15 protein-coding genes are annotated in these 15,278 nt (G+C 63.4%); 7 read left to right on the top strand and 8 right to left on the bottom strand.

Annotation, left to right across the window (positions count from 1 at the left end; translation table 11 throughout):
• Positions 1-28 precede the first annotated feature (28 nt).
• Positions 29-772 carry a putative 4-mercaptohistidine N1-methyltransferase gene (locus tag H4I92_RS09565; protein WP_077530366.1) on the top strand — a complete coding sequence of 248 codons (744 nt, stop codon included), beginning with the start codon at positions 29-31 and terminating at the stop codon, positions 770-772.
• Between the two features lie 6 nt (positions 773-778).
• On the opposite strand, the gene H4I92_RS09570 is transcribed toward H4I92_RS09565, so the two are convergent.
• Both H4I92_RS09570 and selD read right to left on the bottom strand, forming a co-directional pair.
• Positions 779-1,360, bottom strand: a complete 582-nt coding sequence (locus H4I92_RS09570; RefSeq protein ID WP_077530367.1) for an exopolysaccharide biosynthesis protein — start codon at positions 1,358-1,360, stop codon at positions 779-781.
• 86 nt (positions 1,361-1,446) lie between these two features.
• The gene (gene selD / locus H4I92_RS09575; RefSeq protein ID WP_077530368.1) at positions 1,447-3,720 is read right to left on the bottom strand and encodes a selenide, water dikinase SelD; all 2,274 of its coding nucleotides are present in this window, start codon (positions 3,718-3,720) and stop codon (positions 1,447-1,449) included.
• Positions 3,721-4,231: 511 nt separating this feature from the next.
• Between selD and H4I92_RS09580 the strand changes: the two genes are divergently transcribed.
• Together H4I92_RS09580 and H4I92_RS09585 are read left to right on the top strand one after the other, a co-directional pair.
• Positions 4,232-4,966 (top strand): outer membrane protein, encoded by a 735-nt coding sequence (locus H4I92_RS09580; protein WP_077530369.1) that lies wholly within the window; start codon positions 4,232-4,234, stop codon positions 4,964-4,966.
• A 55-nt stretch (positions 4,967-5,021) separates the two neighbouring features.
• Positions 5,022-5,447, top strand: a complete 426-nt coding sequence (locus H4I92_RS09585) for a hypothetical protein (RefSeq protein ID WP_077530370.1) — start codon at positions 5,022-5,024, stop codon at positions 5,445-5,447.
• Positions 5,448-5,474: 27 nt separating this feature from the next.
• On the opposite strand, the gene H4I92_RS09590 is transcribed toward H4I92_RS09585, so the two are convergent.
• Positions 5,475-5,789, bottom strand: coding sequence for a hypothetical protein (locus H4I92_RS09590; RefSeq protein WP_143512651.1), 315 nt, complete (start codon positions 5,787-5,789; stop codon positions 5,475-5,477).
• A gap of 175 nt (positions 5,790-5,964) precedes the next feature.
• Here H4I92_RS09590 and H4I92_RS09595 point away from each other — a divergent pair, with 175 nt between their 5' ends.
• Entirely contained in the window at positions 5,965-7,098 is a 1,134-nt protein-coding gene (locus H4I92_RS09595) for a patatin-like phospholipase family protein (protein ID WP_077530372.1), read from the top strand.
• A gap of 6 nt (positions 7,099-7,104) precedes the next feature.
• Here the strand turns inward: H4I92_RS09595 and H4I92_RS09600 are convergent, their stop codons facing one another.
• A complete protein-coding gene (locus tag H4I92_RS09600) occupies positions 7,105-7,878 on the bottom strand; it encodes an enoyl-CoA hydratase (protein ID WP_077530373.1) in 774 nt (257 codons plus the stop codon).
• Positions 7,879-8,196: 318 nt separating this feature from the next.
• On the opposite strand from H4I92_RS09600, the gene H4I92_RS09605 reads away from it, so the two are divergent.
• Entirely contained in the window at positions 8,197-9,153 is a 957-nt protein-coding gene (locus H4I92_RS09605; protein WP_077530374.1) for a radical SAM protein, read from the top strand.
• A gap of 228 nt (positions 9,154-9,381) precedes the next feature.
• Here H4I92_RS09605 and H4I92_RS09610 read toward each other — a convergent pair whose 3' ends face one another.
• Entirely contained in the window at positions 9,382-10,314 is a 933-nt protein-coding gene (locus H4I92_RS09610) for a carbohydrate kinase family protein (RefSeq protein ID WP_077530375.1), read from the bottom strand.
• Positions 10,315-10,521: 207 nt separating this feature from the next.
• Between H4I92_RS09610 and H4I92_RS09615 the strand changes: the two genes are divergently transcribed.
• A complete protein-coding gene (locus H4I92_RS09615) occupies positions 10,522-11,790 on the top strand; it encodes an MFS transporter (protein WP_077530376.1) in 1,269 nt (422 codons plus the stop codon).
• A 37-nt stretch (positions 11,791-11,827) separates the two neighbouring features.
• Here H4I92_RS09615 and H4I92_RS09620 read toward each other — a convergent pair whose 3' ends face one another.
• Positions 11,828-12,406, bottom strand: coding sequence for a DUF2452 domain-containing protein (locus tag H4I92_RS09620; protein WP_077530377.1), 579 nt, complete (start codon positions 12,404-12,406; stop codon positions 11,828-11,830).
• A gap of 193 nt (positions 12,407-12,599) precedes the next feature.
• On the opposite strand from H4I92_RS09620, the gene H4I92_RS09625 reads away from it, so the two are divergent.
• A complete protein-coding gene (locus H4I92_RS09625) occupies positions 12,600-13,331 on the top strand; it encodes a Crp/Fnr family transcriptional regulator (protein WP_077530378.1) in 732 nt (243 codons plus the stop codon).
• Positions 13,332-13,333: 2 nt separating this feature from the next.
• Here the strand turns inward: H4I92_RS09625 and H4I92_RS09630 are convergent, their stop codons facing one another.
• Both H4I92_RS09630 and H4I92_RS09635 read right to left on the bottom strand, forming a co-directional pair.
• Positions 13,334-13,693: a rhodanese-like domain-containing protein gene (locus H4I92_RS09630; RefSeq protein ID WP_077530379.1), complete on the bottom strand. Its 360-nt coding sequence runs from the start codon at positions 13,691-13,693 to the stop codon at positions 13,334-13,336.
• A gap of 27 nt (positions 13,694-13,720) precedes the next feature.
• Positions 13,721-14,695: a DUF2333 family protein gene (locus tag H4I92_RS09635; protein WP_077530380.1), complete on the bottom strand. Its 975-nt coding sequence runs from the start codon at positions 14,693-14,695 to the stop codon at positions 13,721-13,723.
• Between the last annotated feature and the right edge of the window lie 583 nt (positions 14,696-15,278).

Genomic DNA, 15,278 nt, shown 5'->3' on the forward strand with positions numbered 1-15,278 from the left:
CCTCTTATGCAATGACTTGGAATGCCTGATGACCGACTTCTACGAAAGCGATGAGCAACTCGGCCAGTACATGGACTTCCATTACGGCCCCGAGCACTTCGGCGTACCGAACTTCCCGAAAACCTGTGCCGAGCGCTGCCTGCAAGCCAGGCCCCGGGGTAACCGGGCCCTGGATCTGGGGTGTGCCACCGGGCGCAGCACCCTGGAGCTGGCGAGAGGGTTTGGGCATGTGCTGGGCATGGACCTCTCGCATCGGTTCATCGATGCGGCGGAACGGCTGCGCCGGGATGGCGAGCTGACCTACAGCCTGGTTGATGAAGGCGAGATCGGTCACCAGGAGACCGCGTCCCTGGCCGAGCTCGGGCTCGCCGGGGAGGCAGCCCGGGTGTCGTTCGAGGAGTGTGATGCGGGCAATCTGGGGCCGGAGTACAGCGGCTATGACCTGATCTTCGCCGGCAACCTGATCGACCGCATGCCGAACCCCGGCCCCTTCCTGAGTGGACTTCGGGAGCGCCTGAATCCGGGTGGGGTGCTGGTGGTGACCTCGCCCTACACGCTGTTGCCCGAGTTCACGCCGCGCGAAAGCTGGATCGGCGGTTATTACGATGCGGATGGTAAGCCGGTGACGGTGCTGGATGGTATGCGGGCGCACCTGGAACCGGGGATGCAGCTTGCCGCCGAGCCGGAGGATGTGCCCTTCGTGATCCGTGAGACGCGGCGCAAGCACCAGCATACGCGGGCGCAGCTGACCGTCTGGGAGCGGAAGGACTGAGCCGGCTCAGAAGGGCCAGTTGGTGACCAGCAGGTAGATGGCCCCCGAAGCCGCCAGGCCGGCGGCGATGATGACGATCCCGTCCCGGGTGCTGATGCCGATGGCGGCCAGGGAGATCGCCAGTGCGGGGGCAGCGGCCGCGAAGGGGATCAGTTCCAGCGGTATCATCGTCAGCCCGGACACCGCGCAGGCCAGTAAGATGAGGCTGTTGGCCCAGGGGTGGGTGAGCAGTGACAGGCGGTGCGAAAACAGCCGGTCGATACGGCGTGTCACGGGCTGGGCCCGGTCAATGGCCCGGATCAGGTTTTGTCTGTGGATGCTGAGTTCGCGCAGGCGCCGGGGCACCCAGGGGGAACGCCGGCCGAGGCTGCCCTGGATGGCGATCAGGAAGATCAGGATGCCGCAAACGCTGGGTACGCCGGGTATGGCGCCGGTGGGCAGGAGCGCGAGCAGCGCCGGGGCGAGCAGAAGCGGCCCGAAGCCCCGGGATTCCAGGGCGGTGATGAGCGTATCCACCGGCACCTGTTCCATGTCCGTCTGCTCACGGACCCTCAGGAGGACATCCGTAATCCCCATTGATTGGCTCATGCCGGCAACCGTGCTCCACCCCAGTGACTATGCGGGAATCCTACACGTTTTGGATCGCCGGAGCATGAGCGGCCCATTAAAAGCCCTCAGGGATTGAGCAGGATCGGCTCCAGTGCCTCGCCTTGCTCCTTCACCCTGCCAATGATCGCCGTTTCCGGGTACCCCAGGGCCTTCAGTTCGGCTACACAGGCGTCCGCCTGGTCCGCCGGCACGCTCGCCAGCAGGCCGCCGGCGGTCTGGGGGTCGAAGGCCAGCGGGTAGCGCGGATGATTGACCACTTCCTCCTGGTTGCGGATGGCGCGGCGCAGGCGCACGTTGGCCGGCTGCAGTGAGCTGAGGATGCCGGAGGCGGCGGTTTCCTCGGCGCCGGGCAGCACCGGTATGGCGCTCAGGTCCAGTTCCGCGTCTACGCCCGAGGGGCGGGTCATCTCCACCAGGTGGCCGAGCAGGCCGAAGCCGGTCACGTCCGTGCAGGCCTTTGCACCGTGTTCATGGATGCAGCGGGCCGCCTTCTGGTTGGAGACCAGCATGGAGGCCAGGGCCGAATCGATCCAGCGCCCCTTGGCCTCCAGGCGTGGATGGGCGGCGAACAGGGTACCGGTGCCGACGGGCTTGGTCAGGATCAGCACGTCCCCGGGCCTCATGCCGCCCTTGCTCATGACGGTGTCCGGGTCAATGTAACCGTTGGCGGCGAAGCCCAGGGCCAGCTCCTTGCCCTCGCCGGTGTGGCCACCGACAAGGGCGCAGCCAGCCTCATTCAGGGTCTCCACGGCGCCGGCCATCATCTGGTAGACCACATCCTCCACCTTGGATTCCAGGCCGTAGGGCACGGTTGCCACGGCGGTGGCGCTCTGGGCCTCGGCGCCCATGGCGAAGAGATCCCCGAGGCTGTGGTTGGCGGCGACCTGGCCGAAGATGTAGGGGTCGTCGATAAAGGCGCGGAAGAAGTCCACGGTGTGGACCATGGCCATACCGTCCGGTACGCGCACCACGGCGGCGTCGTCCGGCGCATGGAGCCCCACCAGCACATCGTCGCGCTCAATGGGCTGGAGGTTGTTCAGGGCCCGCGAGAGCACGGTGCTGCCCACCTTGGCGCCGCAGCCGCCGCAGCGCATGGCCACGGCGGAGATGGCCTGCTGGGCCTCTTCACTGCTCAGTGCGATGCCCGAGGTGGGGTCGTCCTTGCTGTCCTCGCTCATGGCCGGCAGGTTGTTGAACTTCGCCATGAAGCGCCGGTCGATCCAGTCCTTCCAGCGCCAGACCCACTCGCCCGCGAAGCCGATGGGCCCGCGCGAGGCCACGGCGTACTGGTCGCCGGTGCTGATCAGGGCCAGCCACTGTTTCTGCGGGTGGTAGTCCTTCAGTGTCTTGCCGTGCACGGCACGGCGCAGGTTCTCCGCCAGCGGCTTGCCCTGGCGCACGGCAAAGACGCCGGCCTTCTCGCGTGGGTGGTTGATCATGGTGGCGATGTCGCCGGCGGCGAAGATGTTGGGGTCCGTCACGGTCTGCAGGGTGTCGCGCACCCGGATGAAACCGCCCTCGTCGAGTTCCAGCCCGGTGCCGGTCAGCCATTCCGCGCCGCCGGCCTGGGTGACCCAGAGCACTTCGTCCGCCTCGAAGGTCGCGCCGCTGGAGGCCACCAGCTGGCTGTCGTTGACCTTCTCAATCCGCGTTCGTTCGTGAACGTTTACGCCCCTTTCCCGCAGAACGGACTCGAAGCGGCGGCGAACACCGTCGTTATGCGTGGGCAGGAGCTGCTCGGAGGCATTGAACAGGTGGAAGCGGGCGGCTTCCGGGTCCTTGCCCATGGCGCCCAGCTCATTGCGCAGGCGGTACTGCATGGCCAGCGTCAGCTCCACGCCCCCGGCACCACCGCCGACCACGGCCACATTGAGCTCGCCCTCATGGTTTTCCATGCGTTCCAGCAGGGTCTGCCAGCGGTTGTTGAAGCGGTTGATGGGCTTGACGGGCACGCTGTGGTCCTCGGCCCCGGCGACCTGGTCGACCCGTGGTGTGGAGCCGATGTTGATGGACAGCAGGTCGTAGGGAATGGCCGGGCGGTCGCGGCAGATGACGCGCTGGTTGGTGCGGTCGATGTCGATGGCTTCGCTGCGGTAGAAGCGCGCGCCGGCGAACTCGGCCAGGCGGCTGAGGTCGATGTGGACGTCGTCGTAGCTGTAGTGACCGGCGATGTAGCCGGGGAGCATGCCGGAGTAGGGGGTGTGCGTGTCGCGGCAGATGAGGTTGAGGCGCACGCCGGGGATGGGGTTCATGGCGAAGTTGCGCAGTACGCCGACGTGGCTGTGGCCGCCTCCGATGAGGACGATGTCGCGGAGTACTGGCTGGTCTGGTTGGTCCATTGGTACCTCTTGAACGATGGTTTTCCGCCATGGAAACGGGCGCCACTGGGGACGGCTCTCAGGGAAACGCTGTAAATACTTTTCAGCTGCGCGATCCTGCTCCGCTGAAAAGTCCTGTGTTTACATCCGTGTAAACCCGTTTGCGCTTATTCGCGCAAACCCCTGTACGCTGCTCTTCCGCCATCCATGGCTCCAGAGCTTCCCTGAGAGCCGTCCCCAGTACCGCCCTGCTCTTTACTGTGGGCGGTAACTATTACTTCTGATCGGCGCCGGCGGGGAGTGCTTGGAGGCAAGCTCGGTGGCCACGGATGGCCACCGCGCAGCCTACATGGACGTACTTGTGGCGATTCCCGGAAAGCACTCCCCGCCGGCGCCTGGCAATTGATTCTGGTGCTTGTATACGCAGCATGGAAGCAACCTGATTCCTGGCACTGTTAAAAGCGCCACGGAATCACCGGGCGCGCTATGGTATCAATGCCCCTCGCGATACAGCGACAGGGAGAACGATCGCATGAGGCAGGCCCATTCCGCGGTGGCTGTGCTGATCCTGCTGGTGCTGGCGACACCGGTGCAGGCGCAAAGTTACTACATCGGTGTGAACGGTGGCTATTCCGAGTTCCGGGATACGCGCTTCGCCTATGGTGATGGCGGGGATACCCGGGTGATTGGCGCCTATGAAGGGGGTGAGACGGCGTCGGTGAGTATTGGGCAGGCGTCCGAGGGCAATGAGACCTTCAACGGCCGGACGGAACTTGAGCTCGGATTCCAGAGGGATCGTGTGGCCGGCATGGTGTTTGATGACACCACGAACGAGGAGCCGGCGGTTGATGATGATCCGGTGGTGGATGAGGAAACCGGCGAGGTCGAGGAAGAGGGCAGCCGTGAGCGGGTGAATGATGTGTCGGGCCAGTCCGAGGCGGCGTTCGGGTTTGCGAATGCCATCGGGGATTTCAGCCTTACCAGCAGCACGGCGCTGGTTGGCGGTTTCGGGTTTGGCCTGGCGGAGGTGAATTTTGATCAGCACAGCGCGCGCGGTCGTGGGGTGGTGATGGATGAGAGTGACATCACCTACGGCTATCAGCTGATCGGTGGTCTGGCCTGGCAGCCGTTCAGTATGCTGGATCTGGAAGTCTCCTACCGGTACCGCTCCTGGGAGGACATCAGCCTGGAGGCGACCAATGGCGTCAAAAGCAATTTCTCGATGCGGTCCCATAATCTGATCGGGAGTCTGCGGTTGCGGTTTTAATCCGGGCGCGAGCTGCTAGTCTGGAAAGCAGTATCCGCAAACCGGAAGGATGGTCATGGTCTGGCTGAAGTCGTTTGTTGCTGCATTTCTCGCGACCCTGGTGTTCCATCAGGGTGTGTTCGGTCTGATGTATCTTGCTGAGATGGTTCCCGCCGCGCCCTATAACATGGAGCCGAGGGCGCCTCTTGGTGTGCCGGCGGTGGTCTCGCTGGCGTTCTGGGGTGGGCTCTGGGGGCTGCCTCTGTGGGCGGTGGTGCGGCGCATGGGCGCGCTGGGCTACTGGAGTGTCTCGCTGGTATTCGGGGCGGTTCTGCCCACTGCTGTTGCGATGCTGGTGGTCTTCCCGCTCAAGGGGCTGGATGTATCCGCGGCCACCTGGATCGGCGGGTTCATCCTCAACGGCGCCTGGGGCATCGGCACCGCGCTGTTCATGGTGCTGATGGGCGCCCGCCGTCCACCGGCGGATGCCCTGCAGATGTAGCAGCGAGCCCCGCCCGCGATCCCTGGCCTATCGCGAACACCGGTAGGCCGTACCACTCACCTCCGGCGTAATGCTGCCCTCATCATGCTGCCAGACTACGTGGGTGGCATCCCGCCTGGCGGCACTTTCCAGTGCGTTGTTGCGGGCAGCCGCCATGGCCTCGCCCTGGGACCAGTGGAATCCCGAGGAACTGCCGTAGACCGACCCGGCAGGCTCACAGCCCTCCACCTCGGAAGGGTGCGCCTCCACAATCCGTGCCGCGTCCTGACTCATACCGGCGGCACAACCTGCCAATACCGCAGTGGCTGCGACCAGCACCGTTACCTGTCGTGCTATACCCATCGAAATCTCCTGAAGCCCCTGCAACCCTGACCCAGTAGGAGCGAGCCCCGCTCGCGATAGACACCTGATCGCGCACAAGGCGCGCTCCTACGTCAATGCTGCCTTGATAACACGTTTTCCCGCTGAGCCGCTATGCTGAGACAAGGTGATACAGCAACCAAGTCAGGAGTGCAGGATGACCCATACCGGCGTGGTACTGACCGGCGGTGGTGCCCGGGCCGCCTATCAGGTGGGGGTATTGCGGGCGATCTCGGATATGTACCCGGGCAGCGGTTACCCGTTTGATGTGGTGGTCGGTACCTCGGCGGGGGCCATCAACGCGGCGGCGCTGGCCGGCGGTGGCAGTATCTTCCGGCACAACGTGAGCCAGCTGGAGAACATCTGGGCGAACCTGAGCGTGGATCAGGTCTATCACGCGGGCTCCTTTGCCATCATGCGCAACATGAGCCGGGTGGCTCGCAAGCTGATCTCCGGTGGCGAACAGCGCCACAGCCTGTCCCTGCTGAACAATGAGCCGCTGCGCCAGCTGCTGGGGAAGGAGCTGGACTTTAATGCCATCCACGAGACCATTGAACAGGGGCACCTGCGTGCGGTCGGGCTCAATGCCTGCGGCTACACCACCGGTCGTAACCTGTGTTTTTTCGAAGGGGGCACGGACATCACCAGCTGGAGCAACGGGCAGCGCGCCGGCTCACGCACCCAGCTGACCCTGGACCACGTGATGGCCTCATCCGCGATTCCAACGCTGTTCGAGCCTGTCCATATCAACCGGGAATACTTCGGCGATGGCGTGACCCGGCAGATCGCCCACATCAGCCCTGCCATCCGTCTGGGCGCGGAGAAAGTGGTCATCATCGGCGTCAGCGGCAACAGCCAGACCGAGCCCAAACGCCCGAAGCATCCGGCGATCCCCACTTTCGGGCAGATCATGAGCCATGTGTTCAACGGGCTCTTCCTGGACACCCTGGAGTACGACATCGAGCGGCTGGACCTGATCAACCAGCTGGTCTCACTGATTCCACAGGAATCGCTGGCCCAGGCCGGGCTGGATCTCAAGCCCATTGAGCTGCTGGATATTTCACCCAGCCAGCCGCTGGAGGACATTGCGGAGCAGTATATGGATGGGCTGCCCACCGTCCTGAGAACCCTGGCGGGGGTGCCCGAGGATGGCAACGTTGCCGGGGCCAGCCTGGGCAGCTACCTGCTGTTCGATCACCGTTTCTGCCGCGACCTCATTGAGCTGGGCTACAAGGATGCTCAGGCTAAGAGCGACGAGATTGCCGGGTTCTTCGGCACCGGCAATCTCTGAGGTGGATTAACTGAAACGGGAAAAATCCGGGGCCCGCTTCTCGCTGAACGCGGTAAACGCCTCTGTGGCCTCCGGTGACTGCAGCCGCTGGGCGAACCGTTCGCCTTCCCGCTGCATGGTCCCGGACACCTCTTCCGCAGTGGCGGCGTTCATCAGTTCCTTGGTGGCCCGCAGGGCGGCCGGTGGCAGGGCGGCCAGCTCGAGGCAGGTGTTCCAGGCGGTGGTTTCGGTCTCGGAGGGATCGCAGACGCCGTTGATCAGGCCGTAACGTTCCGCTTTCTCCGCATCGAAGGGGCGGCCGAGCAGCAGCAGTTCGCCGGCGCGTACGCGGCCGAGCCAGCGCGGCAGCAGCAGGCTGGAGGCGCCTTCGGCGCACAGGCCGAGGTTGGTGAAGGGCATTCGGAAGGTGGTGTTGCTGCCGGCGAAGGCCAGGTCGCAGTGCAGCAGCAGGGTGGTGCCGATGCCCACGGCGGGGCCGTTGGCGGCGGCGACCACGGGCTTGGTGGCTTCGGCGAGGCCGAACAGGAAGCGCCCGACCGGGGTGTGCTGGAATTCATCCGGCATGCCGCTGGCGAACTCGGAGAGGTCGTTGCCGGCGGTGAAGCATTCGGTGTTGCCGGTGATCAGGATGGCGCGGACGTCCGGGTCGTTGTGTGCCTCGGCCAGGCCGTCCGCGAGGGCGGTGTACATGGCGTGGGTGAGGGCGTTTTTCTGGTCCGGGCGGTGGATGCGCAGGATCAGGATTTGGTGGCTTTTTTCCTGGATGATGTTGTCGGTCATTGGTTTTTCCTGGGGTCCGGTTTTGGCATGAGTCGTTTGTCCTGGAAATCGGGCGCTTACGAAAGGCTACGGGGGTGGGCTTTCAGGGACCGCTGTGAACCCATCCATGGGCGCTGGCGCGATGGCATCCCTGCCATCGAGCCTCCCTGAAAGCCCACCCCCGCATCCTTTCTTCCATGTGTTTGAGATAGTTGCCGTTATCAAACTGAGATGTGCTCAGAGTATAACGGCCCGCATCGATTCTGTAACATCATGGTCCACACGCTGTCTGGTGCGTATGAGAAACAATAGAAGTCGGTAACAGAGCAGGAAACGATAATGGAAGAAACCGTCGCCCAACCGCTGAAGCTGCTGGATCCGCGCAAGTTCCGGGATCCGTGGACGACCGCGGACGGGGAGCCGCGGGCGAGTGTGCGTCTGAACAAGCTGGAGACCCTCTGGTTCTGCACCGGGACGCTGTGCAACCTCACCTGCGAGCACTGCTATATCGAGTCCTCGCCCAGCAATGACAGCCTGGTCTACATCAGTGTGGATGAGGTGGCGGCGTATCTGGACGAGATTGAGCGGGAAGGGTTCGGCACCCGGACCATCGCCTTCACCGGCGGCGAGCCGTTCATGAATCCGGACATGGTGCCGATCCTGGACGAGGTGCTGCGGCGGGGTTATGAGGCTCTGGTGCTGACCAACGCCATGAAGCCGATGATGAAGGTCAGCGAGGCGCTTCTGGAGGTGCATCAGCAGTACGGCGACCGCCTGACCATGCGCATCTCCATCGACCATTACAGCAAGGACGTGCACGAGCAGGAGCGCGGTAAACGCTCCTGGGAACCGGCGATCCAGGGCATGCAGTGGCTCAGTGAGCATGGCTTCAATCTGGATATCGCCGGGCGGCTGTTCTCGGGGGAGACTGAGGACCAGATGCGCGCCGGCTTTGCGCGGCTGTTTGAACGTGAGGGCATTGGGATGGACGCCCGGGATTCGCACCAGGTGGTGCTGTTCCCGGAGATGGATGAGCGGGTGGACGTGCCGGAGATCACCACCGCCTGCTGGAGCAAGCTCAACGTCTCCCCGGACGACCAGATGTGCGCCAGCTCCCGGATGGTCATCAAGCGCAAGGGCGCCGACCACCCCGTGGTCGTTCCCTGCACCCTGCTGCCGTACCAGCCCGAGTTCGAGCTGGGCCAGACCCTGAGCGAGAGCTTCCAGGAAGTGCCCCTCAACCACCCCCACTGCGCCAAGTTCTGCGTCCTCGGTGGCGCCAGCTGCTCTGGCTAGAAGCTAGGTTCCTGAAAAGGTTGGCGTTAACCCAAGCGTTGAATCAAGGATGGGAGGGGGAACCCTTTCCGGGAGGCTCGATGGCAGGGATGCCATCGCGCCAGCGCCCATGGATGGGTTCACAGCGGTCCCGGAAAGGGTTCCCCCTCCCAGCCGCAGGCAACCAAAACAAAAATGCCCAGCACAAGGCCGGGCATTTCCAGAAGCTTAAAAGGCAGAACTGGCGATTCAGTCCAGCGCCACCCCAAAAGCATCCTTGAACTGCTTCGCAAACTCATCACGCGTCAGCGAATGGTTCTGCGGCCCGGTGCTGGCCACCTTGATGGAGCCCATCAGGGATGCCATGCGACCTGCCGTCTTCCAGTCCTTGCCTTCGCTCAGGCCTGTGATCAGGGCAGCGCGGTAGGCATCGCCGCAACCGGTCGGGTCCTTGATGGCCGCCGGCTTCACCGGTTCCACGTGAACCTCCTCGTCGGCGTAGATCACGGACCCTTCGCCACCCAGGGTCACGATCAGCGCCTCAACCTTCTCGCCGATCTGCTGGCGGCTCAGGCCGGTCTTCTCTTCCAGCATGCCCGCCTCGTAGTCGTTCACGGCAACCCAGGTCGCCTTGTCGATGAACCACTCCAGATCATTGCCGTCGAACATCGGCAGGCCCTGGCCCGGGTCGAACATGAAGGGAATACCCGCGTCCGCGAACTGGCGCGCGTGCTCGATCATGCCGTCACGGCCGTCCGGCGCGACAATGCCCATCTTGATGCCCTCATCGGTGGGCACGGTCTGGGTGTGAGCGTGGTTCATCGCGCCCGGGTGGAAGGCCGTGATCTGGTTGTCTTCCATGTCCGTGGTGATGTACGCCTGGGCGCAGTACTCGGAATCGATGGTCTTAACGTACTTGTCGTTGATGCCGTGCTTGTTGAGCCACTCGCGGTAGCCGCCGAAGTCCGCGCCAACAGTACCCATGGCCAGGCCATCGCCGCCGAGCAGGTTCATGTTGTAGATGATGTTGCCGGCGGTACCGCCGAAGTTGCGCTGCAGCTCCGGTACCAGAAAGGCCACGTTCAGCATGTGAACGCGGTCCGGCATGATATGATCCTTGAACTTGCCATCAAAGGTCATGATGGTGTCGTAAGCGAACGATCCACAGATCAGTGCTGTCATCGGTAGTCTCCTGTGTTCCGTCAGCGGAGCACGGGCAAGCAGTGGGCTTACCGCCGTGCGACACTGGTTATGAAGTTATGATTCGGGGCGTCCCGGCCCCACGGTCGCCTTGCAGGCTACCTTTGTATCGCCTCTGTTTCAAATCGGAAACGGGTGGCTGCAACAGGAAAATCAGGTAACCCACTGTTGAGACGGGAGTAACCGGAAATGGAACGCCAGTTCTGGGTATCGATCACCGCGCTGATGTTCTCGATCGGCGTTCTGCTGCTGGGTGTGGGGCTCATGGGGACCCTGCTCAGCGTGCGCCTGAGCTTCGAGGATATGAGCGGGCAGGCGAAGGGGCTGGTGCTCTCCGCCTACTACATCGGCCTGGTCATCGGCTCCCAGAAAGGCGGCTGGGTGATCCGCCAGGCTGGCCATATCCGTGCCTTCGCCATCTTAGCGGCCCTCTCCACCGTGGCCATACTGCTGCAGGGGCTCTACGTGACCGGAGTGAGCTGGTTCCTGCTTCGGATCCTGATCGGCTTCTCCACCTCCGGCATCTACATGGTGGTGGAAAGCTGGCTGAACGAGCGTGCCGAGCCCTCCAACCGGGGCACCGTTTTCTCCGCCTACCAGATCATCACCTACGGCGGCATTGGCATGGGGCAGTTCCTGATGCACCTGGGGGATCCGCAGGGAGCGGAACTGTTCATGATCGTGGGCGTGCTCTTCGCCCTGTGCCTGGTGCCGGTGGCCCTGAGCCGCGCCAGCAACCCGCCCGAGCCCCTGGAGCAGGCGCGCATGGCGCTGGGCCAGACCTGGCGGGACTCGCACCTGGCGGTGATCACCTGCCTGGGCGCCGGCCTGCTCAGCGGTGCGGCCTACACGCTCATTCCGCTGGCGGCGCTACGCATGAACCTGGCGGTCTCCGATGTGGCGCCGCTGATGGCGGGGCTGGTTCTGGGCGGTGTCGCGCTTCAGTGGCCAATCGGGCACTTCTCCGACCGTTTCGGGCGGCGCCCGCTGATTCTCCTGGTGGCCGCCGCCACAACCCTGATCACGGTTGCCATGGTGGCAGCGGCGGGCCGTGTTCCGCTCTGGCCGCTGGTCGGGCTTTCCGCGCTGCTGGGCGGGTTTGTGTTCACGCTCTATCCGCTGTCCGTGGCGCTGGCGAACGACAGCCAGGACGAGGGCAATTTCGTTGGGGTATCCGCGGCGCTGATCTTCCTCTGGGGTATTGGCGCGGCCATCAGCCCAATCCTCGGCGGTTCCATACTGGCACGCACGCCGCCGGGTGGGCTGTTCATCTACATGGGGGTGATCAGCGCCCTGGTCGCGATTGCCGCCCTGGTGCAACGCCACCACCTGGAGCGGATCCGCAGCCCCTTCCGGATGATGATGCGCAGTGCCCCGACGCTCGTGGATCTGGATCCGCGGGCGTATGAAGAGGAAGACTCAGCCCAGGAGACGGAGCCTCCGGAATGGTACCGCTGACCCCACCGCTGTAGGAGCGAGCCTCGCTCGCGATTGCTTAGTGTGCATCCGCCCCGGAGTCGTCAGGCAGCTGCGCCTGCGCCTCGCGGTAGGAAAGCGCCTGGATCCCCGAGCCCTGCATGGAGGCGCGCAGGGAATGGGCCAGGGCGAAGGCATAGGCGCGCTGGTAGAACGGCATCTGGCCCTGGTAACGGGGCAGGGCGTCCTCCACCGTCTCGGATTCCTCCATGGCCTCCTCGAACGATTCCCAGCGCTGCTCCAGGCTGGCCATCAGCGCCTCGTCCGCAGCCGCCTCGTCGCACATCTCCAGCGACCAGGTCATGTCCTCGTGCAGTTCACACTCGCCAATGTAGCGGCCGTAGACGTCCGCACTCCACTCATCCGGGCGGATGGGCGAGAGCCAGAAGCGGCCGTTCTTCTGGTAGAGCCAGTAGCGGTTCCCGCGCACAGGCTTGAACTTGAAGTCACTCTCCAGAACGAACAGTGAGGTGAACAGCTCCAGTGAAATCTGCTTGATCTGCTTGGGCTGGGCCATGAGCGCCGGCGCCCGGCTCTCCTCAAGGAAAGCCAGAACCGGCCGCAGGCCCTTGCCCTGGGGGTTTGGGGTATCCGGCATAGGGCGTACCTTACCACAAAGACACCACGCTTTAGGAAGTTGCCCCTGATGGGGCGCGCTCCTACATTGATAGGAACCCCTTTTACCCATTTGGGGATACTCTGATCAGCCATCAGAGCAAGAGCCAGGGCTGGCGCAGATTGATAATCTGTATATCGAATTGTAGCTGTATAGCTCGAGTTGATGCTGCCCAATGAATGATTACGTTGAATCCGTAGCGCCTGAACTGGAAGAGCGGTGTCATAACCCGGGCTCGGGTATGGCACTGCTCGGCCGGCATCCGCTGTTCAATGAGCTTTCCAGGGCGGATTTCGAGGAGCTGGCGGACAGTATCCGGCTGGTGCAGCTGCGCCGTGGCCAGGTGCTCTACAAGCAGGACTCGCCGGCCTACGAATTCTTCTATGTCGTCAGTGGGCGGGTGCGCCTGTACCGGCTGGACACCACCGGCCAGGAGCGCACCCTGGACAGCCATGGCCCCGGCGAGGTCTTCGCGGACGTGATGATCTACGCCGACCCGGCCCGCTACGTAGCCTATGCCGAGCCCCTGCGCCGGACGGAGCTGCTGGCCATCCCCACGGATCGTTTCAGGGAAATACTGGAACGTAACCCGGCTTATAGCCAGCTGCTGCTGCGCCAGTACGCCTCACGCATGGTGCAGCGCTTTCGCGAACTGGAAGTGATGACGGTGCGCCGGGGCGTGCAGCGGGTGATGCGTTACCTGCTGGAATTCGTGCCGGACAATCACCGCTACAACATCGAAGTCGAACTGCCCCTGCCCCAGAACCAGATCGCCACGCGCCTGGCGATGCAGCCGGAGACCCTCTCCCGGCTGATGCGGGACATGGCCGAGGAGGGCGTGTTCGAGTTGCGCCGCGGCCGCCTGTTCATCCCGGACCGCCGGGCGCTGGAGGAACGCTGCCTGTAGCCTCAGGCGGCCCCGAGGGCTTGCATTACCTCATCGCAGCTGCAGTCGATGATGCTCACCTTGCGGAACCCCATGCGCTCAAGCGCCTCGGCCGCCATGGCTGCGCGTCCGCCCGTGGCGCAATGCAGAAAGATCGGGGTATCGGGGTCAGTGGTGTACTCCGGAATCTTCATCTCCAGAATGCCCCGGGGCAGGTTGATGGTGCCGGCCGCCTGCTTCTCGCTGACCTCGCCCGGCTCGCGCACATCAATCACCAGCGCGTTCGGTTCATCCTCCAGCATGCCGCGGGCGGCTTCCGGAGTCAGGCAGTGCAGATTGGCCTTGGTTTCGGCAACGATTTCGGGGAGGGTGCGGATGCTCATGGTAGTGGCTCCTCATGGTAATGCGGGTCAGCCGTCCCGCAGCAGGCTGATGATATTGATCAACCCGGCATTGGCACGGGTCAGATAGGATGACATCGTCAGCGAATAGTTCGGCACCATCCCGAACTGGGAGCCGTTGAGCACCATCGGGCTCGTCATCGAGCGCTGGGTGTATTCCAGCTCCCGGATGATCTGCTCAAGACTGACCATGGCGTTCTTATCCTCAAGAACACTGCGGAAGTCGCGCTTGATGGCCTTGAGATAGACCAGCATCGCCCAGGTGGTGCCGCGGGCCTGGTAGAACACATTGTCCACCTGCATCCAGGGCGTCTGGCTTACCTGCTCCACAGGCTGGGCCTTGGCGGCCGCCGCGCTGGGGTCATTGGCCAGCATTGTGGCCCGGCGCTTCTCCGCCACGCTGGCCGCCAGGTTCTGGGACATGCTGCCCAGCCGCTTGTTCATCAGGTCGAGAATCGTGGCCAGGTTGTCCGCCCGGGCGTAGAAATCCCCACGGGTGGTTTCTGGATTCGCCAGATCGTCCCGGTATGCCCTGAGCTCCTCAATGGCGTCGTTGTACTTGCCCTCTGCTGACGGGAAGATCCAGCGCTCGCTGTCGTTGTTCAGCAGGATCTGGGCCTGCACCAGGTTCGGGTTCTCGTTCGACTGTGACTGGGAGCGTGAGACATCATTGCGCAGCGCCAGTGACAGATCCCGCGCCTGGCGGATCGCACCCGTCTCCCAGGCCGCGATGTTGTCCATCAGCACAAAGGGCGGCAGCACGTCGTTGGAAAGCAGGCCGCCGCGCTTATTGACGATGATGTCTACTGAGCGGATCAGTGATTCGGTGGTGTAATAGCCCACCGGGGGGTCGTCCTGATCGGACTTCGCTGTGTACGCCTGCTCAATGGCATCCTGCTTCGGCGCCTCGGGGTTACTGTTGGGCCAGAGCGAGACCACAAACAGCCCCACGGCAAGGGCCAGCCCAACCACCAATGGCGTCATGATAAGGCCCCGGGCGCGCAGTCTAGGCATCCGGTCGGCTAAAGCCCGCATTGTTCGCCTGACAGTTCCCATAGAATTTTCCTTCATCGTCGGCGTAATTGCTTTTGTGCCATCCAAGCATGGGCGGATGCGCCTCCACCCACACAGCCTCAGGGCATTGAGCGGACCTTGTCACAACAGATCAGTCTAAGGTCTTTAAAAAACTCTTTCCAGAGTATGTGTCGGGATTCGAAAGACGCCTTGATCCCGGAATCAGTCCTGCTGGCGTGATCAATTGCGCTCGCCCTTAATTTGGCGAACCCTGTGTGCTTGACCTCATCCCTGATGACACAGGAGAGCACGTTTCCATTTCCGTCCTGGGGGACGAGACGCATATCGAGATCGGCAATCGCCGCTGAACCGGACGAATGGCAGCCTCCGGAGTCTGGCTGCCATTTGGATCGTCATCGGGACAGCAATCGATGCGCAGTGAGTCAACTTCCGCAGGCGCTGTTGTAAACGATGGGTCCTGCCCGCTGCTTCCTGCGTCCAAGGGGAATGAAATACAATCAGAGCGGCCCTATTCTAGGGTTGCTATACTGCT

This window comes from Vreelandella halophila, assembly GCF_019903425.1.
In the GTDB taxonomy this organism is placed as follows: Bacteria; Pseudomonadota; Gammaproteobacteria; order Pseudomonadales; family Oleiphilaceae; genus Halospina; species Halospina halophila.

Bases quoted from the DNA above. Each gene is read 5' to 3' on its own strand.
- H4I92_RS09590 (WP_143512651.1), bottom strand. From the start codon at position 5,789: ATGGGTATAGCACGACAGGTAACGGTGCTGGTCGCAGCCACTGCGGTA.
- H4I92_RS09565 (WP_077530366.1), top strand. From the start codon at position 29: ATGACCGACTTCTACGAAAGCGATGAGCAACTCGGCCAGTACATGGAC.
- H4I92_RS09580 (WP_077530369.1), top strand. From the start codon at position 4,232: ATGAGGCAGGCCCATTCCGCGGTGGCTGTGCTGATCCTGCTGGTGCTG.
- H4I92_RS09600 (WP_077530373.1), bottom strand. From the start codon at position 7,878: ATGACCGACAACATCATCCAGGAAAAAAGCCACCAAATCCTGATCCTG.
- H4I92_RS09625 (WP_077530378.1), top strand. From the start codon at position 12,600: ATGAATGATTACGTTGAATCCGTAGCGCCTGAACTGGAAGAGCGGTGT.
- H4I92_RS09610 (WP_077530375.1), bottom strand. From the start codon at position 10,314: ATGACAGCACTGATCTGTGGATCGTTCGCTTACGACACCATCATGACC.
- H4I92_RS09595 (WP_077530372.1), top strand. From the start codon at position 5,965: ATGACCCATACCGGCGTGGTACTGACCGGCGGTGGTGCCCGGGCCGCC.
- selD (WP_077530368.1), bottom strand. From the start codon at position 3,720: ATGGACCAACCAGACCAGCCAGTACTCCGCGACATCGTCCTCATCGGA.
- H4I92_RS09615 (WP_077530376.1), top strand. From the start codon at position 10,522: ATGGAACGCCAGTTCTGGGTATCGATCACCGCGCTGATGTTCTCGATC.
- H4I92_RS09630 (WP_077530379.1), bottom strand. From the start codon at position 13,693: ATGAGCATCCGCACCCTCCCCGAAATCGTTGCCGAAACCAAGGCCAAT.
- H4I92_RS09605 (WP_077530374.1), top strand. From the start codon at position 8,197: ATGGAAGAAACCGTCGCCCAACCGCTGAAGCTGCTGGATCCGCGCAAG.
- H4I92_RS09585 (WP_077530370.1), top strand. From the start codon at position 5,022: ATGGTCTGGCTGAAGTCGTTTGTTGCTGCATTTCTCGCGACCCTGGTG.
- H4I92_RS09620 (WP_077530377.1), bottom strand. From the start codon at position 12,406: ATGCCGGATACCCCAAACCCCCAGGGCAAGGGCCTGCGGCCGGTTCTG.
- H4I92_RS09635 (WP_077530380.1), bottom strand. From the start codon at position 14,695: ATGACGCCATTGGTGGTTGGGCTGGCCCTTGCCGTGGGGCTGTTTGTG.
- H4I92_RS09570 (WP_077530367.1), bottom strand. From the start codon at position 1,360: ATGAGCCAATCAATGGGGATTACGGATGTCCTCCTGAGGGTCCGTGAG.